We start from the raw sequence: 22,028 nt of genomic DNA on the forward strand, positions 1-22,028 counted from the left end.
AGAGCGAGGCATAGCCTGGGACTTTGTTGCCGAATACTACTGTATAAATGACGATATAGAGCGCGTACATGACCGTGCCCAGCGCGGTGAGCGCGCCGAGATACGTCCAGATTTTCAGCGGCGCGGTGGAGAAGCTGGTGAACCCCTCCAGCGCGAAATTCCACAGCGCGAGGCCCGAGAATTTGCTCACCCCCGCCGCGCGCGGGGCACGGGTGTAGTCAATGGTGACGGTGCGGAAGCCGACCCAGGCGAACAGCCCTTTCATGAAGCGCTGGCGCTCGGGCAGTTGCTTGAGCGCATTTACCACCACGCGGTCCATAAGCCGGAAATCCCCCACATTTTCGGGAATTTTCGTGTGCGACATGCGGTTGTGCAAACGGTAAAACCAGGCGGCGGTCTGGCGCTTGAGCACGCCATCGCTCCTGCGGTCGGTGCGCCGCGCCAGGACGACTTCGGCCCCCGCGCGCCAGGCGGCGAGCATCTGGGCAATCAGCGCCGGGGGGTCTTGCAGATCAGCGTCAATGGGGATGACCGCGGTGCCACGGGCCGCGTCAATCCCCGCTGTCAGCGCGGCCTCTTTGCCAAAATTGCGCGAAAATTCGATGACACGGAAACGAGGGTCGGCCTGCGCCAGCGCAACAAGCTGCAACAAAGTGGTATCAGTGCTGCCATCGTCGACGCAGATGATTTCCCAATCTGTTCCGGGGATGGCCTCCAGCGCCGGCAACAGCATGGCGCGGAAATGCGAAATCGCCTCGGCCTCGTTATAAAATGGGACGACGAGGGAGATCAGATCGGTCATGGCGCGGGTACGGTGAACACCGTCACGTCGTCGACTCTTTGCCCGCGCCAGTCAAGTGCTTGGAGCACTGCCCAGCCGGCCGGAGACGTACCAGGGGTAACGACAACGTATTGCGCGCCGGTTTGGTGGCAGAAATTGGCAAGATCCGCTGCGGCGCCAGCTGGAAATTTGTTAAAAAAAAGTTCCCGCACGGCTGGGGAAGCTTGGAAGGCCCGCGGCGGATAACCGAGGTAGCCGCCAACCTGTGAGAAGGTGAAAGCGCTTTCTGCCTGCCAGTAGGAGGAGTTGCCGGAAATGCCAAACGGCAGGAGCAAAAGGCGTGGGTGCGGGCCAAGCACGGCCTGCACATTGCCGGGGCGAAAAAATTGTCAACGCCGGGGATGGCGAGACAGGGTGCCACACGGGCTTGAGTGAAAGGCAGACCAGTGCTCCGGCGATGATCCGCAACCGCTCCGCGCGGGCAGCGACCCAGCCAGAGAGGATGATGGCGATGAGCAGGCTGCTGTAGAGCGCCATACGGGAAGGTAGCGCCGCGCCCAGCAAAGGCAGATGCTGCAGCAAAGCCCAGGGCAGCGCAATGCCCGTGGCATGGCCCGCGATGTGTAATTCTGGCCCCAGACTCGCCAACAGAACGGCCGCCAGCATAATGAAGAGCAGACGATACTCCTGGCAATGCCAGAAATTGCGATACGCGATAACAAGCAGCGCGATCGCCGGCAGGCCAAGGTAGCCTGCCTGTTCGTCCAGCCCGCCGGAAAAGGTTTTGGTGAAGCGGTGGAACAACGCACCGCCGTATGCGGCGGTTTTGGTGGGGAGAATGAAATTCAGCAGGTCAGTTGAGAAAATATGTGGCCATTGCGGAGGATGCGCGACATCGAACGGGCCGGTGAGCATGGCGTAAAGAATGGGGCTGCTCAGCAGCAGGGCAATGGGAGCGGCGAGAGCAAAGTCTAACAGCAGGGCGGCGAGCTGGGCGCGGCGCGGCGCCAGCAGCCAGAATGCCAGCGCCAGCGCCATGCCGCCGGTTAAGGCGCTGGTCGCCAGAATTTCGGGGCAGATGAGGAATTGCGCGCCAAGCAGCAGGCCGAATGCCACGACACTGAAAGCGCGCCCGGATTTGCCACGCAGGCGGCGGACCACGGCCAGCAGCAGCAGTGGCAGCAGGCAGGTGAAATCAAGGTTCAGATGGTCAATTGTCTGCGCGGCCTCGTAGGAGGAAAAGCCGAACAGCCAGCCGCCGATGAGCGCGGCGGCCGGGACCGTGAAAAGCTCCAGGCACAACAGGTAAGCAGCCCCGGCCGCGAGTGCTGGCGCCGCAAGGGTGAGGACGTTGAAAGCCAGAATGGAACCGCCCAGGAGCGTGAACGGCAGCGCCAATAATGCCAGCAGCGGAACACTGGTTGTCCAGGCTAGGTTGAGCCCTACCGGCTGCCACAAAAGATGTGTTTGCAGAGAGCTGATGTGATGCGCGGCCGCCCAGGGCCAATAGCTTAGAAACCACATGATCAACGATGGGTCGGAACCCAGGCCGAGAACCGTTTTTGTCAGTGGCGCGGCATGGTCCAGGTACAGCCAGGATTCGGCTGCGTAGATGAGCGCCGCGGCCAGGTGCCAGCGCCAGGAGATTTTTTTCTCAACCACTGCTGACGCCCGGCACTGTGAATATCGTTACATCATCAACCTGCCGCGATGGCCAGTGCAATGCCGCCAGCACCGCCAGCATCGCCGCCGCGGTGCCTGGTCCGGCCACGACATATTGAGTGTTCGTCTGTTCGCAGAATTTAACGAAATTCCTGGGGAAATCCGCTCCCCACTCACTACCTAGCATCTGCCAGATGGCATTGAAATGCTGCATCGCCTTGGGCGGAAAACCGAGATAGCCGCCTGTCTGGGTGAAGCCGAAATTATTTTCAGCCTGCCAGTAGGATGAGGGGCCGCTGATCCCGAAGGGAAGCAGCAGCAGGCGCGGGTTAGGCCCCAGCTGGGCCTCCACTTCTCCCGGCGCAAAAAATTTTGATTCCGGAATTTTCATCCAGGGATGAAATGCCGGAAGCAAGGCCAGGCAGGCCAGCGTGCATAATGCGCCGCGGCGCCTTCTTGATGGTTGCGTGCGCGCGCCTGACAGCCAGAGGGCCGCGATGATCGCGGTGATGAGCGAGACGAACAAAGCGAACCGTGCCGGCAGGGCCATGCCAAGCAACGGCAGATGAACAAAGAGAGCCCAGGGTAAGGAAATATTCGTAGGGTGCCCGGCGATCCATAATAACGGGCCAAAACTTGCGGCCAGCAGAATGAGGAATAAAACAACGAGAAAGCGCCCGGTGGGGGTTTGCCATTGCCCTCTGGCAAATAGCGCCAGAACCAGTAGCAGCGGAAGCCCGATATAGGCATCTTGCTCCTGGGCGCCGCCTGCCGCATTTGTTATATAAAGTGGAATGATGCTGGTTTTTCCGGGCAGAATGACGTTTAACGGGTCCGCTACAAAGTAATAAGGCCAAAGAGCTGGTCGATTGACCGTGCCGCGATGCAGAAACATCTGCCAGAGCAAAGGCGAAAGCGCCATAATGACAATTGGCGCCGCCAACAATCCGTCAACGAAGAGCCTCACTAATATGCCGCGCTGGGCAGGGATGAAAGAGAGCGCGAGCAGCCAGGCGATGCCGCCAAATATGAATATCAACGCAAAAATTTCGATGCTGGTAAGAAACTCAGCGGTAAGACACAGCGACGCCAGCAAGACCGCGCGCAAGCAGCCGATTTTATCTTGCAATCGTAACACCAGAACCCACAACAGAGCTGGCACAAAACATGTGAAGCTCAGGTTCAGAACAGCAGAATCCTGCGCCATCTCATAGGTGAAAAAACCAAAGAGAAGGCCCCCGAGCAGCGCGGCCGGATGGTCTTGTGCAAGAGCCAGGCAAAGCCGGTAGGCAAACCAGGCCGAGGCAACGGGGGCGATGATGATGAATAAATTATAGCTTACCGCGGGGCCGAACAGCAAAGTCACCGGCGCGCCAGCCAGCGCCAGCAAGGGAACCGGCGTTGCCCAGCTCAACGCCACACCCACCGGCTGCCAGAGAAGATTGGTGAAAAAAGGATTCAGATGATGGGTCAGCGCATAAGTCATCCAAGCCATGAACCAGACAAAGAGAAACGGGTCACTGCCATGCCCGGCCAAAAACCGCTCCGGGTTCACACCATGATCAACAACCAGAACCGCAAGAGCTGCGTATAGTCCCAAAGCGCCCAGATGCCAGCGCCAAGCCGGGGGTTTGTGTTTTGTTTCAATCATGCGCCTGGTCCGTTAAACAGAATATCGCCTCTCACATCAAGCAAAGAACGAACGCCGCCTCGCACGGCGGCAGCTATTCACACCTTCGGGTCATTCAGCCCCGTGGCGCGGATGCGGGCGGCTTCTTCGTCCCAGCCGGGGCGCTCATTCACGCGCAGGAAGAGGTCTACCTTGGTTTCCAGCACCTTGGTCAGCTCCTTGCGCGCGCGCATGCCGATCTCCTTGATCCGCGCGCCCTTGGCGCCGATGAGGATTGCCTTGTGGCTGGCCTTGGTGACGTAGATCACCGCGTCGATCCGCACGCCTGATTTCTGTACCTTGAAGCTCTCGGTCTCGACCGTGGTGCCGTAGGGGACTTCATCGCGGGTTTGCAGGAAAATCTGCTCGCGCACGATCTCGGCGGCGAGCAGGCGGTCCGGCAGGTCGGTCAGCTCGTCGTCGGGGTAGAGATGCGGGCCTGCGGGGAGTTTGGCGACGCAAAAATCCAGCAGCACCTCCAGCCCGTCGCCGGTGGCGGCCGAGATCATGAAGACCTGTTCAAAATCCGCCAGGGCGGCGAGGTCCTGCGTGAGCGGCAGGAGCTTCTGGCGGTCGATCAGGTCTACCTTGTTAAGCACAAGGGCGAGTTTGCGCCCGGTGGCGGCGATCTGGCTGACAATTTCGCGCACGGCGGTAGTGAGGCCCTGCTTGGCATCAACCAGCAGGAGCACGTAATCCGCCTCGGTCGCGCCATCCCAGGCGGCGGCGACCATCGCACGGTCCAGCCTGCGTTTGGGGGCGAAGATGCCTGGCGTGTCAACGAACAAAATTTGCGCCTCGCCGCGCGGCAGAATGCCCAGCACGCGGGCGCGGGTGGTCTGGGCCTTGGGCGTCACAATCGAGAGTTTGGCGCCGGTGAGGCGGTTGAGCAGGGTGGATTTGCCCGCGTTGGGCGCGCCGATGAGGGCGATGAAGCCGCATCTACTTGTTGTCATTCCGGTAATACTCCCAATAACGCCTGCGCCGCCGCCTGCTCCGCGGCGCGTTTGGAGCCTGCCTCGCCTCGCCCTGCCGCGTCGCCCACGCTCACCTTGATGACAAAGCGCGGCGCATGCGAGGGACCGGACATTTCCACCACCTCATAGGCCGGCAGTGGCAGGGCGCGCTTGAGCACCCATTCTTGCAAGGCCGTTTTTGGATCTTTTGGCGGAATGGATTGTTTTTCCACCACATCCCCCATAACGCGGCGGATGAAATGACGCGAGGCGTCCAACCCGGCATCAAGATACAAGGCGCCGATGACCGCCTCCAGCGCGTCGGCCAGTACGGTGGCCTGGTTGCGCACGCCGCGCTTGGATTCCCCCGCCGCGACGTTGAGCAGCGGCGCCAGGCCGTTATTTTGGGCGATTTCCGCCAGCGCCGGCTTAGAGACAAGGGCTGCCATGCGCGGGCCGAGCTTGCCCTCCTGCTCGTTGGGAAAGCGCTCGATCAGCCATTCCGCCACGATCAGCCCCAGCACACGGTCACCGATGAACTCTAGCCGCTCATTGGAGCCGACCCCCTTGGCACCGGCGGCGGAGCGGTGCGTCAGCGCCTCAGCCAGCAGCTCCTGCCGGGCAAAACGGTGCCCCAGGAGCGTCTGGGCGTGGTCCAGCCGGCTCAAGAGATTTTGTGGAACATCCGGTCCCAGCGGATTTCAACCGGCCAGTACCAGAATTCAAAGAAGGGATGTTGCAGGTCGATGGAGAAGAAAATCATGTCCGCCGGGCCGATGACGTTCTCCAGCGGGACATAGCCGACCGGGCCGTCCATGAAACGCGAATCCTCGGAGTCGTCGCGATTGTCGCCCATCATGAACAGATCCCCCGCCGGGACGGTATAGAGGGGGGTGTTGTTGGCGAAGCCGCCGTCGGTCTCTTTCAGAATCGCATGGGATTTGCCATTCGGCAGGGTCTCTATGTAGTCCTTCGCCTCCACCGGGCCGCCGGAGCTGGTGTCAGTATAGTTGCCGACGAACGTGCGCGGTACGAGCTGGCCGTTGATGTAGAGCTGGCCGCCGGTGACCTGGATGGTGTCGCCCGGCAGGCCGATCACGCGCTTGATGAAATCCTCGTTAGGCAGGCCGGGCGGGCGGAACACCACCACCGCGCCGCGCGGCGGCAGCTTGCCCATGATGCGGCCGGAGAAAATATCTGGCGCGAAGGGGAAGGAGTAATGTGAATAGCCGTAGGCGAATTTGTTAACAAACAGATAGTCCCCGACCAGCAAAGTGGGGACCATGCTGCCCGAGGGAATGAAAAATGGTTCATAAAGAAAGGTATGAATGCCTACCGCAATGAGCCCGGCGTAAAAGATGGTCTTGAAGAATTCAGCCATCGTGCCGGTTTTACTGTCGTGCCGCGCCATGTTTAAGCCCAATCCGTTGAGTTGGCGCATCAAGCCCGGCGCTTGCGGCTTGTCAAGAAATCGGTGCAAAAGCCCTCCACTTGTCTGCCCCGCATGAAGAAAGAGCTGTGCATGAAGAAATCGACCGGCATTTCCCTGATGGTTCTGAGCCTTGCCATGGGCGCCGCCCCGGCGCTGGCCAAAACACCGCATTACGGCGCGCATGCCGCGGCCCCGAATGCCCAGAACAAGGACACCGCGACGGCCGCGGCCTCCGGCCCGCCGCCGGTGCCCGATAGCCCGATCGCCGACAAGAACACCCCTACCCCGCCAACGCTGCCGCAGGCCACCGCCTATGTGCTGATGGATGCCGCGACAGGTGCGATTCTGGCCGAGGCAGCGCCCAATTTACAGGTGGCCCCCGCGAGCCTGACCAAGCTGATGACCGCGCATATCGCCTACCAGGCGCTGCATGATGGGTCGCTGAAGATGGACCAGGTGGTGCCTGTGAGCGCGGCCGCCTGGCATGCCGGCGGCTCCACCATGTTCATCGACACCACCAGCACGGTGACAGTGGACCAGCTGCTGCATGGGTTGATCATTGTCTCGGGCAATGACGCCGCCGTGGCCCTGGCCGAGCAGATTGCCGGCACCCAGGGAGCGTTCGTGCAGATCATGAACAAAGACGCCGCCGCGATGGGGATGACCAATACGGTCTTTACCAATGTGGACGGGCTGCCCGACCCGGCCGAGCATACCAGCGCCCTGGATGTTGCCATCCTCTCGCGCAATATCATCAAGGATGAGCCGGAGTTCCTGAACATTTCCAAGGAACAAAGCTATACATATAACGGCATAACGCAGGCGAGCTGGAACCCGGTGCTGGCGCACGACCCGACGGTGGACGGGATGAAAACCGGGCTGACGGATGCCTCCGGCCACTGCATCGACGCCACCGCCCTGCGCGGCAACATGCGGCTGATCGCCGCGGTGATGGGCGGGCCGACCTGGGCCGCCAGCACCGCCGCGATTGAGGCGCTGCTCGATTATGGGCAGAAATTCTTCACCGACGAGCAGATCGCCACCGCCGGGCAGCAGGTGGCCACGCTGGCCAGCGGTGCGCTGAACACCGGCACCGTGCCGGTGGGCCCTGGGAAAGATATCACCCTTACCCTGCCCAGCGACGCCGCCGCACGGATTACCCACAACATTGCCTACACCGCCGATTTGACGCCCGGCACCACCAAGGGTGAGACATTGGGGATAATTACCTATACGCTGGACGGCAAGACGCTTACCACCGCCCCGGCGATTGCCCTGGCGGACGAAGCGCCCGCCAGTTTTGTCACCAAACTCAAACGCAAGCTGAGCAAATACATATGAGCGATACGCCCCCCGACCATCTGAGCAACGACCCCAAATCACCGTTCTTCAACGAGCCTGTGCTTGAACGCGGCATCGGGATCCGCTTCAACGGCGTTGAGAAAACCAATGTCGAAGAGTATTGCGCCAGCGAAGGCTGGGTCCGCGTTGCCGTGAGCAAGACCGTGGACCGCCACGGCAAGCCGCTGACGATGCGGCTCAAGGGCACGGTGGAAGCCTATTTCAAGGAAGCCGCCGCGGATTAAGCGCCCGGAGGCGCGTCCGCGGGATTTCAAGCAAGCCCGCGGAGGTGTATCATTACGCCGTCGGCATGCAGGATCGCGTTATCGTGGAAATGCCCGTTACCGAGGAGACAGAGTTTAGATGAATCATAAGCACCGCAACACACTGCACGCGCTGTTCGCACATCCGGTGAGCAGCAATATAGAGCCGCGGCTGGTGTATGCCGTAATCGAGGACTTGGGTGGGGAAGTGACCCATGGCGGCAACGGCCATGTGAAGGTGAAGCTGAACGGCCATACGCATGGTTTTCATGACACTCAGCATGCGCTTTCCAAGGAGGAGGTTGTGGAAATACGCAAGTTTCTGGACGCGGCAGGAATTGATCCGGCGCGCGACTTCCCGCTCGAAGCCGGGGTGTGAGCGAAGCCCTGTTTGTTTTCTATTTAGGCCGGGACATGTCCAGCCGGGTCTGGGGCTGGATTTCAGCGTAGGCTGTGGCTCCGCCGGCGCGAAGCAGGATGCCGGCGCCGAATGTGTCAAACACGCCGCCCGGGAGCAAAGCGGGGTCTATGTGAACCCCCACCACCTCGCCCAGCACCAGCCAGGTAGGCACCAACACGCCAGCGGCGGATTTGAGCTGAATGATATCAGCCAGCTTGCACTCGAAATTAACCGGGCTCTCGGCCACGCGCGGCGGGGCGACCAGGCGTGAGGGCGCCTTGGTGAGACCGGCCAGGGCGAATTCATCAACACCATAAGGCACCGCGGCGCTGCTCTCATTCATGGCGGCACCCAGGGCGCGGGTGGTGAGGTTCCACACGAACTCCCCGGTTTCCCGCACGTTGCGCAGCGAGTCCTTCGCGCCGATGCTGGAGAAGCCGATGATCGGCGGGTGGTAGTTAAAGACGGTGAAGAAACTGTACGGCGCCAGATTCACCGAACCATCCGCGCCCTTGGTAGCGACCCAGCCGATTGGCCGCGGCCCCACGATGGCGTTGAACGGATCGTGCGCCAAGCCATGGCCTGAGGCGGGTTCGTAGAAATACTTCTCGGTATCCATCCCCGCAGCATATCCCTGCCGGGCGGGTACGATCAACTCACGCGGTTTTCTATCCAATAGGCCATATCCAACCTCTGGGGCGGGCTGTGGAAGTCATACAGGTCGCCGTTCAGGCTCAGATCAAATTTCACGACGCGGTTCCGGCCTTCGGTTTTGGCTTTGTCCCGCGCCTGGCCGGCGCGGCGCACCAGCTCTTGCGGATTGTTAACATCCGCCAGGCTGGTGAAGGCCGCGACGCCGCAACTAACCGTGAGGAAACCGCAATCAACACCCTCATGGAGGATTTGCAACGCCCGCACGGCTTCGAGCAGGACGGTGGCGACACGCTCAGCGCCTTTATCATCGGCCAGCGGCAGCAGTACCGCGATTTGCCCGCCCCGGTGGCGGGCCACGACATCTCCTGTGCGGCGGGGGATGGATTTAACCGCCTGCGCGACGCGGCGCAGGCAGGCATCACCCGCGATACTGCCGTAGGCCGCGTTGTAAGCGCGGAAATTATCGATATCGATGAGCGCCAGACCCAGCGGCAAGCCGCTGCGCACCGCGCGCTTGAATTCATGCACCAGGCTGAGATCAAACTGGCGGCGGTTGGAGAGGCCGGTGAGGTCGTCCTCCAGGGTGAGTTCACGCAAGGCCGTATTGGCGTGCAGAGCGGCCGCAGTGGCCTCGCGCAGGCGCGCTTCGGCCTGATGCCCGGCTGTGACGTCCACCAGGACGCCGCAGACGATGCCCGGCATCAGGGAACGCCCGCTCATGATAACATGGCGCATCTCGCCATCGGCACGGCACAGACGCAGCCTGAGTTCAAATTCGCCGCCTTCGGCCAGCGCGGCCAAAAGGGCGTTGGAGAGGGATTGGCGGTCATCGGCATGAAAGCTTGCCAGCACCGCATCCAACGAGGGGAGAAACGTGGCGGGGGCGGCGCCATGAATGCGGTACATGGCGGTGGACCATTCGAACACCCTGCCCGCCCGGTCTACCTGCCAGCGGCCGAACCGCGCCGTGGCTTCGGCCATTTCCAGCGTGGCGCAGGCAGCCGCGGCGAGGCCGTTGGCTCGATCAATCTGCCGCCGCAGCCCGCGCCCCATGGCGCCCGCGAGCTGAGGTTTTATACCTGCCAGCAAGACCCACAGGCCAATGCCCACGGCGAGCTGCCCGGCGGCGGCGGCCAGCACGAAAGCTACTGCCCAGCCGCGCGCGAGGCCGAACAGCAGCAGCGCCTGCAAGCCGGCCGCCGCCGCGAGGAGCGCAACGAGAAGCCCGCGGCGGTCGCCTAGAACCAAGATGCCGCGCGCACGGAAGAGGTAAAGCAGCGCGAGCACGGCCGAGGCGTAAGTCAACGCACTCATCAGCGTGGTGAGTTCAGCTTGCCAGATTGCCATTGCGCTCAACCTCCATGCGCTCAACCTCCATGCGCTCAACCTCCATGCGCTCAACCTCCATGCGCTCAACCTCCATGCGCTCAACCTCCAAGGCAGATTGGGCCCGGCGCCGCCAAATTACCGTGCCAGTATCCCGTGCGGTGGTCCTGAACATTCAGGCGCGCCTCAGCGTAGGGCGCGAGAGTTTAAAATTCAGTTAATCGGCCCCGATTCAGGCGCTCGTGGCAAGAACGCCCAGAAGCTCCACCTCGCGGTAGCCGCAGACGTGGTTGCCCCCCAGCTCCTTCGCATCGGCCAGGGCGCGCGCGGCGCGGCGGGTAAGTTCCAGGGGATTGTAGAGATCGTCCATGCCGACGAAGGCGGCGGCACCGCAGGAGGCGGTGAGAATACCCGCCTCCTGCCCGGCGTTGGGCAGGCCAAGGGCGCGCACGGCCTCGAGGATCTGCGTGGCCACGCGCTGCGCGCCGGCCGAGTCCGCCAGGGGCAACAGCACCGCGATTTCGGTGGCGCCGTAGCGGGCCACGACATCGCCGGTGCGCCGCGGCACCGCCTGCACCGCCTGGGCCACCGCGCGCAGGCAGGCATCAGCCTCCAGGGCGCCGTAATGGGCGCCGTAGTTGGAGAAATGCTCGATCTCCAACAGCACCATGCCCAGCGGTTTGCGGCTGCGCACGGCACGCTTGAATTCATAGCCCAGGCTGAGGTCGAACTGGCGGCGGTCCGCCAGGCCGGTGAGTTCATCCTCCAGCGGCAGGCCGCGGCGCCCGGAGAGCGCCAGTTGCGCCTCGGCGCGTTTAGGCTCGGTGACATCCACCAGCACGCCGTTCAGCTCGCCCACCTGCCCGGCCGCATCCAGCGCCGCGGCGCCGCGCAGAATGACGTGGCGGATCTCGCCATCGGGCCGGCGCAGCCGCGCCGCAACCTCGAACTCGCCCTGGTTGGCGGCAGCCTCCTGTAGCAACACCCCGATGCGCTTGCCGTCCACCGGATGGAAGGCGGCCAGCGTACTCTCAAGGCGCGGGGTGTAATACTCGCGCCACAGGCCATGAATACGGTACATTTCATCCGACCAGCACAGATGATAGTCCGGCACAGTGAGCTGCCAGTGCCCGACATGCCCGCTTCGCTCAGCCAGAGCAAGCCAGCTGCGCGCCGCGGCCACGGCGGCCTCCGCCCGTTGCGCGCGCGCCAACAGCCGGGTGTTGAGGATACGCAGCTGGCCGCGCTTGAGCCGCGACACCACGGGCCAGAAGCTGAGCGGCACCGCGACCAGGCAAAACGCCGCCAGCATCCGCAACGCCGGCAGGGCCAAGGTGAAATTGAAATGCACAGCCAGGCCCAGCAGCATCTGCACCAGCGCCCCGGTGCCGAGCACCGCCAGCAGCGCCCCGCGCCGCCGCCCCAGCACGGAGGTCTCGCTCGCCATGGCGAGATCGTTCACGGTGAAGGCCATCGCGATATATGCAATCGCGCCAAATATGTTTGCGAGCATTTTGTTCCACCTCGGAAAGAACCATACCGGATTGGTTAATATCCGGTTTCATTCGTATGGTAGGCGGAACGAGGTTAACCGGCGGCTAACGGCTCGGCGGAAATAATCACCTGTGCGAAGGCGTAGGGGTATTCATCGGTCAAAGAGAGGGCAATATGCGCGGCGTGCCCCGGCGGCAGCATGGCGCGCAGGCGGGCCAGAGCGCCGCCGTGCAGCTCCAGGGTAGGCTGGCCAGACGGCAGGTTGACCACGCACAGGTCCGACAGGAAGACACCGTCACGAAAGCCAGTGCCCAGAGCCTTCGCGCAGGCCTCCTTCGCCGCGAAACGCTTGGCGTAGCTGGCCGCGCGCGCATGCGTGCGCCGCTCGGCGCGGGCGCGTTCAACCTCGGAGAACACCCGGCGGGTGAAACGCTCGCCGAACTTGGCCAGGCTGGCCTCGATGCGGCGGATGTCGCACAGGTCGGAACCGAGACCGAGGATCATGTTTTGGCGCGCTCGACCTGGGCGATACCGGGGGCGCCGCGCAGCCCGCCGATGACCTGGCCGAGATGGCGCGAATCGCGGACTTCGACATCGACGAGGGCTTCAAAAAAATCCTGCTGGCGATGGATGATTTTTAAGTTGGCGATCGCGCCGTCCTGTTTGGCGACGGCGTTGGTGAGCGCCGCCAGCACGCCGGGGGCGTTGCTGGCGATGACGGTGATGCGGCCGGTGAAACGGCCGGATTTGGGACCAGCCCGGTTGAGATGGGCAGTGTCCCAGTCGACGTCGATAAAGCGTTCCGGCGTGGCGGCGAAGGTCTCGAGCGTCGCGCAATCCTTGGTGTGGACGGTGATACCCTTGCCGGTGGCGACAATGCCGACAATTTTATCACCGGGCAGCGGATGACAGCAGCCGGCATAATGTACGTCCATCCCCGCGACGAGGCCGGTGACGGCCATACCGGCTTCCGCCTTGTGGTTCGCGCCGCGTGGCGCGCGGGGGTTGAGCGACTGACCCATGAAGGCGGGCAGCATGCGCGGGGCGCGGGCTTCCTTCAGCTCGGGGTAGGCGGCGTGGACGACGTCCTTCGGCCCGAGCGCGCCGGTGGCGACCGCGACGAACAGGTCGTCCAGCGACGCCTGCTTGAGGATTTTTGCCGTTGATTCCAGAACTTTTTCCGAGCCATCGACGCCTTCCTGGCGGAAGGCCTTGGCCAACATGGATTTGCCCGCATCGCGGTGCTGTTCGCGCACCTGCTGCGTGAGGAAGCGGCGGATGCGCGCGCGCGCCTTGCCGGTGACGACAAAGCGCTCCCACGCGGGAGAGGGTGTGCCGCCGCGCGCGGTGAGGATTTCCACCTGATCGCCGTTCTGCAGCTCATAGCGCAGCGGCATGAGCCGGCCGTTGATGCGCGCGCCGACGCAGGAATCGCCAATTTGGCTATGCACGGCGTAGGCGAAATCAACCGAGGTGGCGCCGCGCGGCAGCTGGATGAGCTGGCCCTTGGGGGTGAAGCAGAACACCTGGTCCTGGTAGAGTTCAAGCTTGGTGTTTTCGAGAAACTCGTCGGGCGCTGCGGAGTTTTCCAGAATTTCCAGCAAATCCTGCACCCAGCGGAACTGTTTGATGTCAGACTGGGAAGCGTCGGCCTGTTTGTAGAGCCAGTGAGCGGCGACGCCGTTTTCAGCGACCATCTGCATGTCGGCGGTGCGGATCTGGATTTCGATTTTCTGGTTGCGCGGGTGGCGCAAGGTGACCCCGGTGTGCAGCGACTTGTAGCCGTTGGCCTTGGGGGTTGAGATATAGTCCTTGAAGCGTCCGGCGATGACGGGATAGGCGGCGTGGATGCCGCCCAGCGCGACGTAGCAAGCCTCGCGCGTCGGCACGATGATGCGGAAGGCCATGATGTCCGACAGCTGCTCGAACGCCACATTGCGGCGCTGCATTTTTTCCCAGATGGAATAAGGCGATTTCTCACGCCCGGAGATTTCCGCGACATCAACTCCCGCCTCGCGGCAGACGCGCAGCAATTCCTGGCGGACTTCCTCGATAACATCGGCCCCCTGGCCGCGCAGGAAGTTGAGGCGGGCCTGGATGGTGTCATACGCTTCGGGGTCAATCTCGGCGAAAGAGCGGGTTTGCAGCTCGGTCTTTACCGATTCCATGCCGATGCGCTCGGCCAGCGGCGCGTAGATTTCCATGGTCTCGCGCGCGATGCGCTGGCGCTTGTGAGCAGCGCCGATGGCACCGATGGTGCGCATGTTGTGCAGCCGGTCCGCCAGCTTGACGATGAGAACCCGGATGTCCTTGCTCATGGCCAGGACGAGCTTGCGGAAGTTCTCGGCCTGTTTGGTGCGGTCTGATTGCAGCTCCAGGCGGGTCAGCTTGGTTACGCCATCAACCAGCCCCGCCACCTCCGGCCCGAAACGCTTCTGTACCATTGGCAGGGTGACTGAGGTGTCCTCCACCACGTCATGCAGCAGAGCCGTGATGATGGAAGCACAATCCAGCCGGTAGCCGGCCAGGATGCTGGCCACCGCCAGCGGGTGGGTGATGTAGGGTTCGCCGTCGTCACGCTTCTGGCTTTCGTGCGCCTTGAGGGCGACGGTGTAGGCGTCGTCGATCAGCGCGGGGTCGGCCTTGGAATCATACGCGGTGACGCGGGATAGCAGGCCGCCCAGTTCCGGGTGGACCCCGCCGCCCCCCACGCCCTCGGGCGCGCAACAGATAACTGGTCCCCTGCAGGCATTCAGCATGATAGAGTCAGCTTAAGGCACCGATGCTGCGGTGCAAAGCACTGAATGCGGCCGCAGCCGCATGCGGCGAAAAAACTTATCCGGCTCAGCGGCGGGTTTTACCGCCGAGCTCGGCCTCGATGGCGGCCTGGATATCTTCAGGGGTCATCTCTTCGGCTTCGGCGGCCATGGCGGCGGCTTCTTCCTCGGCGGAGACGTCCTGCAGGCCGAAGATATTCTGATCGGTCGGGATCAGGTCCGCCACTTCCTCGTCGACCGGCTCCGGCTCGGGCACGCGCGAGAGGGATTTGACCAGATCCTGCTCGAGATCCGGCAGGGCCAGGGTTTCCTCGGCGATTTCACGCAAGGCGACGACCGGGTTCTTGTCGTTGTCACGGTCGATGGTCAGCTGCTCACCACGGCTGATGTTGCGGGCGCGCTGAGCCGCCAGCAGAACCAGCTCGAAGCGGTTCGGCACTTTCAAAACACAGTCTTCAACGGTGACGCGGGCCATCCGAAATGCTCCAGCAGAAAATTGAACGCTCGCCTTACTCTGCGCGCCTGTGTGATGCAACCCTTTACGGATGCTCCTCATGCCAGGGCTGTATGCCTTGCGGGGGGAGTTCGGCCAGCAGGGTGGCGACGCTCTGGTGCAGGACGGGGTGGCGCCAGCCCGGCGCGACGTCAAGAATCGGGCGCAGCACAAAGGCGCGCTGGTGCGCGCGGGGGTGCGGCAAAATGGGGGCCGGGGTGGCGCGGATGGCGCCGTTGAGGTCGATGATATCCAGATCCAGCGTGCGGGCGGCGTTGAGCCCGGCGCGCTGGCGGCCGAAGCGTTCCTCGATCTCATGCAGGCGGGCGAGCAACTCGGCCGGGTCAATCTCGCCGAAAAAGCGGATGGCGCCGTTGCAATAGTCAGGCTGCTCGGCGCGCGGCTGCGGCGCCGTACGATACCAGCCGGAGAGAGCGACGAAGGAAAGCCCCGGGATCTCGCACAGCAGCGGCACGGCGGCGCGGCATGTCTCAATCGGGGAGGAACCATCCACCCCGGCCAGATTGGCACCGATTGCAATTAGTATCATAAGCTAAAGTGCTTCAATGGATCATCTTCCAGAAAATACAAAGTGCTTGCAGAATTGTCTTTATTCTAACACTTTTTTCAATATTGTATATTCGTTTAACTGATTTTTTACCCGCAGGAAATAGTTCATATGCGCTTTGCCCCGCAGGAGCGTACAGCCTTATTCATAGATGGCGCGAATTTCTACGCCGCGACCCGCAGCCTGGGGCTTGACATTGACTACCGCAAGTTGCTCGATTTTTTTAGCGAAAAATCCAATATGGTGCGGGCTTATTATTATTCAGCCCTGTTGGATTCCGAGGAATATTCGCCGATGAAACCGCTGACCGACTGGCTGGCGTATAATGGGTATAGCCTGGTCACCAAACCGGCGAAGGAATTCACCGATGCGCTGGGGCGGCGGCGGATAAAGGGCAATATGGATATCGAGCTGGCGATCGACATGCTGGAGCTGGCGCCAAAGATTGAGCATGCCGTGCTGTTCTCGGGCGATTCGGATTTTCGCCCTCTGGTTGAGGCAGTGCAGCGTAAGGGCGTGCGGGTGAGCGTGATCTCGACGATCAAGACCAATCCGCCGATGATCGCCGACGAGTTGCGCCGCCAGGCGGACCAGTTTGCCGAACTCTCGGAGATTGCCGCGGCGTTCACGCGCAGGCCGGCGGATGCGCGCGGGCGGGCGGCGAGCCGGGAGGAAGACCCCGCGTGACGCCGGAGCGCGATTGCCCCCGCTGCCCGCGGCTGGTGGCGTACCGGGCGGAATACCGGGCGCGCGAACCTGGATGGTTCAACGCGCCGGTGCCGAGTTTTGGCGGGCTGGACGCGGCATTGCTGGTGGTTGGGCAGGCGCCGGGGGTGAATGGGGCGAACCGGACCGGGCGGCCCTTTACCGGGGATTATGCCGGGGTGCTGCTGTACAACACGCTGGTGAAATTTGGCTTCGCCCGGGGCGAATACCAGGAGCGGGCCGATGACGGGCTGGTGCTGGTGAACTGCCGGATCACCAATGCGGTGCGGTGCGCGCCGCCGCAGCATAAGGTCGAAACCGCGGACAAGGCGAGCTGCAATCCGTTTTTACAGGCCGAGATCGCGGCGATGCCGAATCTGCGGGCGATTCTGGCGTTGGGGGGGATTTCGCACCTGATGACGCTGAAGGCGCTGGGGGTGAAGGCGGCGGGGCATGTATTCGCGCATGGCGCGCTGCATGAGCCGCGCGCCGGGCTGTTGCTGGCGGACAGCTACCATGTGTCGCGCTACAACACGAGCACGAAGCGGCTGAACGCGGCGATGTTCGAGCAAGTGGTGGGGGATATAAAGGGGTTTTTGCGGGCGTAAGCGCCCAGGCTCTGGCGCTACTTGTTGCGTAGCAGCCGGGCTTTGTCGCGCTGCCAGTCGCGCGCGGCGATGGCGTGGCGTTTGTCGTGTTTTTGGCGGCCCTCGGCGATGCCCAGCGTCACCTTGGCCAGACCGCGCGGGTTGAAATGAATATCCAGCGGAACGACGGTGGCGCCTTCGCGGTTGATGGCGCCAAAGATCTGGTTGCGTTCCTTTTTCTTCACCAGGAGTTTGCGCGTGCCGCGCACGTCAAACCGCGAGAGCACACCGCCTTGGTATTCGGGGATGTAGGCGTTGAAGAGGCAGAGTTCGCCGTCGCGCTCGCCGGCCCAGGCTTCACTCAGCGTGGCGCGGCCCAGGCGCAGGGATTTCACCTCCACGCCCTTGAGCACGATCCCGGCCTCGATGGTGGAGAGGATTTTATAGTCAAACCGGGCCTTACGATTCTGCGAGGCGATCCCGTGCGAGATATAGCCGGATTTGCTTTTTTCCTTGCCTTTGGCGCTCAAGTGAGCAGACCCACTTCCAGCATCGCCGCCTTGATGCGCCCGGCGGATTCAGCGGTGACCTCGGCCAGCGGCAGGCGCACCGTGTTGGCGCCAAAGCCAAGCAGGGAGGCTGCGTATTTAACCGGGCCAGGGTTGCTCTCGCAGAACATGGCGTCATGCAAGGGCAGCAGGCGCATCTGGATGGCCATGGCGTCCTTGAGGTCGCCGCGCGCCCAGGCGGCATGCAGCTGCGCGCAGAGCTTGGGCGCGACATTGGCGGTGACCGAGATGCAGCCACGCCCGCCGGCGGCGAGATAGGCCAGGGCCGTATGGTCCTCGCCGGAGAGCTGGATGAACTCAGGCCCGCAGGCGCGCAGCGTGTGCAGCGGGCGGGCGAGATTGGCGGTCGCGTCCTTCACGCCCACGATGTTTTTATGCGCGGCGAGGCGGGACATGGTTTCCACTGACATGTCGATAACCGAGCGGCCGGGGATGTTATAGATGAACAGAGGGATGTCCACCGAATCCGCGATCGCCATGAAGTGGCGGAACAGGCCTTCCTGAGTCGGCTTGTTGTAATAGGGGGTGACAACCAGCACCGCATCGGCGCCCGCGCGCTTGGCATGGGCGGCCAGGCCAATGGCCTCGGCGGTGGAATTGGAGCCAGCACCTGCGATGACAGGCACCCTGCCCCGCGCGGCGGCGATGGCGAGTTCGACCACGCGCTTGTGCTCCTCATGCGAGAGCGTGGGGGATTCGCCCGTCGTGCCCACGGGGACGATGCCCTGCGTGCCCTGCTCGATCTGCCAGTCGATCAGACGCGAATAGGCGGCTTCATCGATGCTGCCGTCAGCGTGCATCGGCGTCACCAAAGCGGTTAATGAGCCATGAAACATTATCTACTCCTGCTGCGGATGAGACGTAATCGCCCCGGGGGTAGCCTGCAAGCCGCCAGATGCTACAAGAGCGCGCATGAGATATCTGGCCGCCCTGCTGATTACCCTCGTCCCGGTTCTGGGTTTCGCGCAAACCCCGGCTTCACCGCAAATTATGGCGGATGTGAAGGCGGGCAATTTTGGCGCGGCGCAGAATTTGGCGGCTGCCACGGGCGATCCGCTGATGATGAAACTCGTGACTTTTTTTAAGCTGCTGGACCCGGGCGGCGGCACGGCCGATGAAATTCGCGCGTTTATCGCCGCGAATCCCGACTGGCCGGAACAAGGGCTGCTGGCGCTGCGCCAGGCGCAGGCGGCGGGGACGCAGTCGCCCAGCATGGCCAACAAGGTGCCGGATTTTCTGGTGCAGGTGAAAGCGTTGCACGCGGCCGGGCAGGATGCCCAGGCGGCGGCGCTGTGGGTGGCGCAGGGCAAGACGGCGGCGGCAGCGGCGGATTTTGAGCAGCAGTTGATGTTCTGGCCGGCGCAGAACGCGCTGGCGCGAGCACTGCTGGCGGCGGGGGATGCCAAGGACGCCTATGCCGTGGTGACGGCCGTGAACCCGCCTGCCGATGGCCTCTACGCGATGGAACAGGTGGAGGACCGGGATTTTCTGGCCGGGTTTTTACAACTCAGGTTCCTCAAACAGCCCGAACAGGCGGCGATCTGGTTCACCAACCTGGCCAGCCTCTCACCCTCGGTGATTACGCAAGGGCGGGCCTGGTACTGGCTGGGGCGCAGCCAGAGCGGGGCGCAGGCGCAGGCAGATTTTGCCCGTGCGGCGCAGTATCCCGATACATATTACGGACAGCTGGCCGCGATCGCCCTGGGTGATACGCCGCAGCAGCTGGCGGCGCGGATTTTGAGCACGGGCGAACCCACGTTCAGCGCCGCCGATGCGCTGGATTTTGGCCTGATGGAGCTGCCGCGCGCCGCGGCGCTGCTAGTGCAGATGGACGACACCAGGGACGCCTCGATATTTCTGAACCGGCTGGGCCAGGTGGCGATTGACGACCGCACCCGCGAGATGGCCGCGAAGCTGGCTCTGGGGCTAGGGATTCCCCAGAGCGCGGTGGCCATTGCGCGCACCGCCGGCAGTGACGGACAGATGCTGATCCGCCAGGGCTGGCCGCTGGCCGTGACACCGCCGCAAGGCCCGCTGGAACCGGCTGTGGCCGACGGCATCATGCGCCAGGAAAGCAGTTTTGATGCCGGGGTGATCTCCGGCGCGGGGGCGGTGGGGCTGATGCAGCTGATGCCGGCCACGGCAAGGATGACGGCACGCAAATACGGGCTGAGCGATGACGACCTGTTCGACCCGGCGCAGAACATGATGCTGGGGAGTGCCTATTTCGCGGGGCTGGTGCGCCAATTCGGCAATTGCCTGCCGCTGGCGATCGCCGCGTATAACGCCGGGCCAACCAATGTGGCCAACTGGCTCACCGAATACGGCGACCCGGAGCTGGGCGCGCGGGCCGGCGGGGCGGATACGATAGACTGGGTGGAGGAAACTCCCTTCAACGAGACGCGCAATTATGTGCAGCGGGTGGTGGAGAGCATTACCATATACCGCGCGCAGCTTACCGGCTCTGCGGATTCCCCCCTCAGCCCCTGGATGAAAAAATGAACTTTTGGACGATTCTCGCCTCCGGCCTTGGCTCCGGGTACGCGCCCAAGGCGCCGGGCACGTTTGGCTCGCTGGTTGGGCTGGCGATCGGCGCGGCGCTGCTACAATATGGGCATCTGCCGCTGCTGCTGGGGATTGTGGTGTTCACCGTGACGGGGGTGGAGGCGATCCGCGCCACGGGTAGGGCCGCGCAGGACCCGAAATGGATTGTAGTGGACGAGATCGCCGGGCAGATGATTCCGCTGCTGCTGCTCAGCCATGTGGGGTTTATGGGGGTGGTTTTCAGCTTCGCGCTGTTCCGGCTGTTCGATATTCTCAAGCCCGGGCCGGTGGGTTGGGCCGATGCGCGGCATGATGAATACGGCGTGATGGGCGATGATCTGATCGCGGGGGTGATGGCGGCGGTTGCGGTGGCGCTGCTGCGCCTGGTGCTGCCGCTATGAGTGCCGCGCGGCTGGTGGAGGTCTGCACGGCCAGGGGGCTGCGCATAGCCACGGCGGAAAGCTGCACGGGCGGGATGCTCGCCGCGGCGATTACCGCCGTGCCGGGGGCCTCGGCGGTGTTCACGCATGGGTTTGTCACTTACTCCGACGCGGCGAAAACGCAGATGCTGGGCGTGCCTGATGAGCTGATCGCGGAGCTGGGCGCGGTATCGGAAGCGGTGGCGGGATGCATGGCGGTGGAGGCGCGGGAGAAATCCGGGGCGGATCTGGCGGTTTCAATCACCGGGATCGCGGGGCCGGACGGCGGCAGCGCGCTCAAACCCGTGGGGACGGTGTGGTTTGGCCTGGCGATGGCCAGCGGCGTCACCATTTATCATAAGGTTTTCAGCGGCAGCCGCGGCGAGGTGCGGCAGGCGAGTGTGGCATTCGCCTTGGAGTTGCTGAGCGAAGGAGCGCACGCGTGAGCAAGAATCTGGGCGTATGGGAAAAGGCCAAGCGCGAGGGCCGTAAGATGAGCATGATCACGGCCTATGATTACCCCTTTGCGCGCCTCGCGGAGGCGGCCGGGGTGGATGCGGTGCTGGTGGGCGATTCGCTGGGCATGATGGTGGCCGGCGATGCCGATACGCTGCGGGTTTCGCTCGAACAGATGCTCTACCATACGCGCATTGTGGCGAAGGGCGTGGCGCGCGCGCTGGTGATGGCGGATCTGCCATTTGGCAGTTTCGAGGAAGGGCCGGCGCAGGCATTCGCGAGTTCCGCGAAGCTGCTGAAGGCGGGGGCGGATATCGTGAAGCTGGAGGGCGGAATGCCGATGGTGGAGACGGTGAGATATCTCTCGCAGCGGGCAGTCCCGGTTTGCGCGCATATCGGGCTGACGCCGCAGCATGTGCGCCAGCTGGGCGGGTTCAAGCGCCAGGGTAAAACGGAGGAAGCGGCGGCGCGGATTTTGGAGGAGGCGCTGGCGCTGGAGGAGGCGGGCGCGCGCATGGTGCTGATGGAGGCAATTCCCAGCGAGCTGGCGGCCGCGATCACCCGGCGGCTGAGCGTGCCGACGATCGGCATTGGCGCGGGGCCGGGCACGGATGGCCAGGTGCTGGTGCTGCATGATGTGCTGGGGCTGAACATGGACCGCGCGCCGGGGTTTGCCCGCCAGTATGTGAACGGCGCGGCGCTGATGCAGGCTGCCCTGAGCGATTACGCGGCTGACGTGCGCGACGGGAAATTCCCGGTTTAGCCTGATTGGTTTCCGTGTGATCAGGCTCAGCCATTTTTTAGATGTCGATTCACGCTTTCGGCTCGCCCGGCTGAGCGAACCTCAAATGATCGCACTCTAGACATTTTTCAGAGGGCGATTCACGCTTTCGGCTCGCTCGGCTGAGCGAACCTCAAACGATCGCACTCTA

The 22,028-nt window shown here is 63.2% G+C and carries 24 protein-coding genes; 9 read left to right on the forward strand and 15 right to left on the reverse strand.

Features of this window, described 5'->3' with window-relative positions:
• The 6 genes from PHE40_RS05140 to lepB all read right to left on the reverse strand — a co-directional run.
• Positions 1–802 (reverse strand): glycosyltransferase family 2 protein (locus PHE40_RS05140; RefSeq protein ID WP_299958967.1); only part of this gene is annotated, 802 nt, incomplete at its 3' end.
• A gap of 171 nt (positions 803–973) precedes the next feature.
• Entirely contained in the window at positions 974–2,443 is a 1,470-nt protein-coding gene (locus PHE40_RS05145; protein ID WP_299958970.1) for a hypothetical protein, read from the reverse strand.
• Positions 2,436–3,980 (reverse strand): hypothetical protein, encoded by a 1,545-nt coding sequence (locus PHE40_RS05150; RefSeq protein ID WP_299958973.1) that lies wholly within the window; start codon positions 3,978–3,980, stop codon positions 2,436–2,438. The genes PHE40_RS05145 and PHE40_RS05150 overlap by 8 nt, the downstream gene beginning before the upstream one ends.
• Before the next feature lie 191 nt (positions 3,981–4,171).
• Positions 4,172–5,068, reverse strand: coding sequence for a GTPase Era (gene era, locus PHE40_RS05155; protein ID WP_299958976.1), 897 nt, complete (start codon positions 5,066–5,068; stop codon positions 4,172–4,174).
• On the reverse strand, positions 5,065–5,736 hold the full coding sequence (rnc, locus tag PHE40_RS05160; protein ID WP_299958979.1) for a ribonuclease III: 672 nt from the start codon (positions 5,734–5,736) through the stop codon (positions 5,065–5,067). Before rnc ends, era begins: the two co-directional genes overlap by 4 nt.
• Entirely contained in the window at positions 5,733–6,479 is a 747-nt protein-coding gene (gene lepB / locus PHE40_RS05165; protein ID WP_299958982.1) for a signal peptidase I, read from the reverse strand. Before lepB ends, rnc begins: the two co-directional genes overlap by 4 nt.
• A 111-nt stretch (positions 6,480–6,590) precedes the next feature.
• Here lepB and PHE40_RS05170 point away from each other — a divergent pair, with 111 nt between their 5' ends.
• The 3 genes from PHE40_RS05170 (at position 6,591) to PHE40_RS05180 (ending at position 8,483) form a co-directional block, all read left to right on the forward strand.
• Entirely contained in the window at positions 6,591–7,841 is a 1,251-nt protein-coding gene (locus tag PHE40_RS05170) for a D-alanyl-D-alanine carboxypeptidase family protein (RefSeq protein WP_299958985.1), read from the forward strand.
• A complete protein-coding gene (locus tag PHE40_RS05175) occupies positions 7,838–8,086 on the forward strand; it encodes a DUF3297 family protein (RefSeq protein ID WP_299958988.1) in 249 nt (82 codons plus the stop codon). The genes PHE40_RS05170 and PHE40_RS05175 overlap by 4 nt, the downstream gene beginning before the upstream one ends.
• A 118-nt stretch (positions 8,087–8,204) precedes the next feature.
• The gene (locus tag PHE40_RS05180; RefSeq protein WP_299958990.1) at positions 8,205–8,483 is read left to right on the forward strand and encodes a hypothetical protein; all 279 of its coding nucleotides are present in this window, start codon (positions 8,205–8,207) and stop codon (positions 8,481–8,483) included.
• Between the two features lie 19 nt (positions 8,484–8,502).
• Here PHE40_RS05180 and PHE40_RS05185 read toward each other — a convergent pair whose 3' ends face one another.
• From PHE40_RS05185 to folK, 7 genes are all read right to left on the reverse strand, one after another.
• Positions 8,503–9,159, reverse strand: coding sequence for a flavin reductase family protein (locus tag PHE40_RS05185; RefSeq protein ID WP_299958993.1), 657 nt, complete (start codon positions 9,157–9,159; stop codon positions 8,503–8,505).
• The gene (locus tag PHE40_RS05190) at positions 9,156–10,505 is read right to left on the reverse strand and encodes a diguanylate cyclase (protein WP_299958996.1); all 1,350 of its coding nucleotides are present in this window, start codon (positions 10,503–10,505) and stop codon (positions 9,156–9,158) included. The genes PHE40_RS05185 and PHE40_RS05190 overlap by 4 nt, the downstream gene beginning before the upstream one ends.
• Before the next feature lie 211 nt (positions 10,506–10,716).
• A complete protein-coding gene (locus PHE40_RS05195; RefSeq protein WP_299958999.1) occupies positions 10,717–11,997 on the reverse strand; it encodes a diguanylate cyclase domain-containing protein in 1,281 nt (426 codons plus the stop codon).
• A 74-nt stretch (positions 11,998–12,071) separates the two neighbouring features.
• Entirely contained in the window at positions 12,072–12,482 is a 411-nt protein-coding gene (gene acpS, locus PHE40_RS05200) for a holo-ACP synthase (protein ID WP_299959002.1), read from the reverse strand.
• Positions 12,479–14,737 carry a bifunctional (p)ppGpp synthetase/guanosine-3',5'-bis(diphosphate) 3'-pyrophosphohydrolase gene (locus PHE40_RS05205; protein ID WP_299959004.1) on the reverse strand — a complete coding sequence of 753 codons (2,259 nt, stop codon included), beginning with the start codon at positions 14,735–14,737 and terminating at the stop codon, positions 12,479–12,481. Before PHE40_RS05205 ends, acpS begins: the two co-directional genes overlap by 4 nt.
• A gap of 85 nt (positions 14,738–14,822) precedes the next feature.
• Positions 14,823–15,230 (reverse strand): DNA-directed RNA polymerase subunit omega, encoded by a 408-nt coding sequence (gene rpoZ, locus PHE40_RS05210; RefSeq protein ID WP_299959007.1) that lies wholly within the window; start codon positions 15,228–15,230, stop codon positions 14,823–14,825.
• 64 nt (positions 15,231–15,294) lie between these two features.
• Positions 15,295–15,798 (reverse strand): 2-amino-4-hydroxy-6-hydroxymethyldihydropteridine diphosphokinase, encoded by a 504-nt coding sequence (folK, locus tag PHE40_RS05215; protein WP_299959010.1) that lies wholly within the window; start codon positions 15,796–15,798, stop codon positions 15,295–15,297.
• 129 nt (positions 15,799–15,927) lie between these two features.
• Here folK and PHE40_RS05220 point away from each other — a divergent pair, with 129 nt between their 5' ends.
• Both PHE40_RS05220 and PHE40_RS05225 read left to right on the forward strand, forming a co-directional pair.
• Entirely contained in the window at positions 15,928–16,503 is a 576-nt protein-coding gene (locus PHE40_RS05220; protein WP_299959013.1) for an NYN domain-containing protein, read from the forward strand.
• Positions 16,500–17,129, forward strand: a complete 630-nt coding sequence (locus PHE40_RS05225) for a uracil-DNA glycosylase (RefSeq protein WP_299959016.1) — start codon at positions 16,500–16,502, stop codon at positions 17,127–17,129. Before PHE40_RS05220 ends, PHE40_RS05225 begins: the two co-directional genes overlap by 4 nt.
• 17 nt (positions 17,130–17,146) lie before the next feature.
• Here PHE40_RS05225 and smpB read toward each other — a convergent pair whose 3' ends face one another.
• The gene (smpB, locus tag PHE40_RS05230) at positions 17,147–17,638 is read right to left on the reverse strand and encodes an SsrA-binding protein SmpB (protein WP_299959019.1); all 492 of its coding nucleotides are present in this window, start codon (positions 17,636–17,638) and stop codon (positions 17,147–17,149) included.
• A complete protein-coding gene (gene dapA, locus PHE40_RS05235; protein WP_299959022.1) occupies positions 17,635–18,513 on the reverse strand; it encodes a 4-hydroxy-tetrahydrodipicolinate synthase in 879 nt (292 codons plus the stop codon). Before dapA ends, smpB begins: the two co-directional genes overlap by 4 nt.
• Before the next feature lie 76 nt (positions 18,514–18,589).
• On the opposite strand from dapA, the gene PHE40_RS05240 reads away from it, so the two are divergent.
• Genes PHE40_RS05240 through panB form a run of 4 tightly spaced genes read left to right on the forward strand, consistent with a single transcriptional unit; the run spans position 18,590 to position 21,859 of the window.
• Positions 18,590–20,179 (forward strand): lytic transglycosylase domain-containing protein, encoded by a 1,590-nt coding sequence (locus PHE40_RS05240; protein ID WP_299959025.1) that lies wholly within the window; start codon positions 18,590–18,592, stop codon positions 20,177–20,179.
• Complete coding sequence (locus PHE40_RS05245) at positions 20,176–20,622, forward strand: phosphatidylglycerophosphatase A (RefSeq protein WP_299959028.1); 447 nt, start codon at positions 20,176–20,178, stop codon at positions 20,620–20,622. Before PHE40_RS05240 ends, PHE40_RS05245 begins: the two co-directional genes overlap by 4 nt.
• Entirely contained in the window at positions 20,619–21,086 is a 468-nt protein-coding gene (locus PHE40_RS05250; protein ID WP_299959030.1) for a CinA family protein, read from the forward strand. Before PHE40_RS05245 ends, PHE40_RS05250 begins: the two co-directional genes overlap by 4 nt.
• Positions 21,083–21,859, forward strand: a complete 777-nt coding sequence (panB, locus tag PHE40_RS05255) for a 3-methyl-2-oxobutanoate hydroxymethyltransferase (RefSeq protein ID WP_299959033.1) — start codon at positions 21,083–21,085, stop codon at positions 21,857–21,859. Before PHE40_RS05250 ends, panB begins: the two co-directional genes overlap by 4 nt.
• Positions 21,860–22,028 lie beyond the last annotated feature (169 nt).

Origin of the sequence: Acidocella sp., assembly GCF_028687955.1 — a bacterium.
In the GTDB taxonomy this organism is placed as follows: domain Bacteria; phylum Pseudomonadota; class Alphaproteobacteria; order Acetobacterales; family Acetobacteraceae; genus Acidocella.

Excerpts from the sequence above, each read along its gene's own strand:
- era (WP_299958976.1), bottom strand. The coding sequence starts at position 5,068 with ATGACAACAAGTAGATGCGGCTTCATCGCCCTCATCGGCGCGCCCAAC.
- lepB (WP_299958982.1), bottom strand. The coding sequence starts at position 6,479 with ATGGCGCGGCACGACAGTAAAACCGGCACGATGGCTGAATTCTTCAAG.
- PHE40_RS05170 (WP_299958985.1), top strand. The coding sequence starts at position 6,591 with ATGAAGAAATCGACCGGCATTTCCCTGATGGTTCTGAGCCTTGCCATG.
- PHE40_RS05175 (WP_299958988.1), top strand. The coding sequence starts at position 7,838 with ATGAGCGATACGCCCCCCGACCATCTGAGCAACGACCCCAAATCACCG.
- PHE40_RS05180 (WP_299958990.1), top strand. The coding sequence starts at position 8,205 with ATGAATCATAAGCACCGCAACACACTGCACGCGCTGTTCGCACATCCG.
- PHE40_RS05190 (WP_299958996.1), bottom strand. The coding sequence starts at position 10,505 with ATGGCAATCTGGCAAGCTGAACTCACCACGCTGATGAGTGCGTTGACT.
- PHE40_RS05195 (WP_299958999.1), bottom strand. The coding sequence starts at position 11,997 with ATGCTCGCAAACATATTTGGCGCGATTGCATATATCGCGATGGCCTTC.
- acpS (WP_299959002.1), bottom strand. The coding sequence starts at position 12,482 with ATGATCCTCGGTCTCGGTTCCGACCTGTGCGACATCCGCCGCATCGAG.
- PHE40_RS05205 (WP_299959004.1), bottom strand. The coding sequence starts at position 14,737 with ATGCTGAATGCCTGCAGGGGACCAGTTATCTGTTGCGCGCCCGAGGGC.
- rpoZ (WP_299959007.1), bottom strand. The coding sequence starts at position 15,230 with ATGGCCCGCGTCACCGTTGAAGACTGTGTTTTGAAAGTGCCGAACCGC.
- folK (WP_299959010.1), bottom strand. The coding sequence starts at position 15,798 with ATGATACTAATTGCAATCGGTGCCAATCTGGCCGGGGTGGATGGTTCC.
- PHE40_RS05220 (WP_299959013.1), top strand. The coding sequence starts at position 15,928 with ATGCGCTTTGCCCCGCAGGAGCGTACAGCCTTATTCATAGATGGCGCG.
- dapA (WP_299959022.1), bottom strand. The coding sequence starts at position 18,513 with ATGTTTCATGGCTCATTAACCGCTTTGGTGACGCCGATGCACGCTGAC.
- PHE40_RS05240 (WP_299959025.1), top strand. The coding sequence starts at position 18,590 with ATGAGATATCTGGCCGCCCTGCTGATTACCCTCGTCCCGGTTCTGGGT.
- PHE40_RS05245 (WP_299959028.1), top strand. The coding sequence starts at position 20,176 with ATGAACTTTTGGACGATTCTCGCCTCCGGCCTTGGCTCCGGGTACGCG.
- PHE40_RS05250 (WP_299959030.1), top strand. The coding sequence starts at position 20,619 with ATGAGTGCCGCGCGGCTGGTGGAGGTCTGCACGGCCAGGGGGCTGCGC.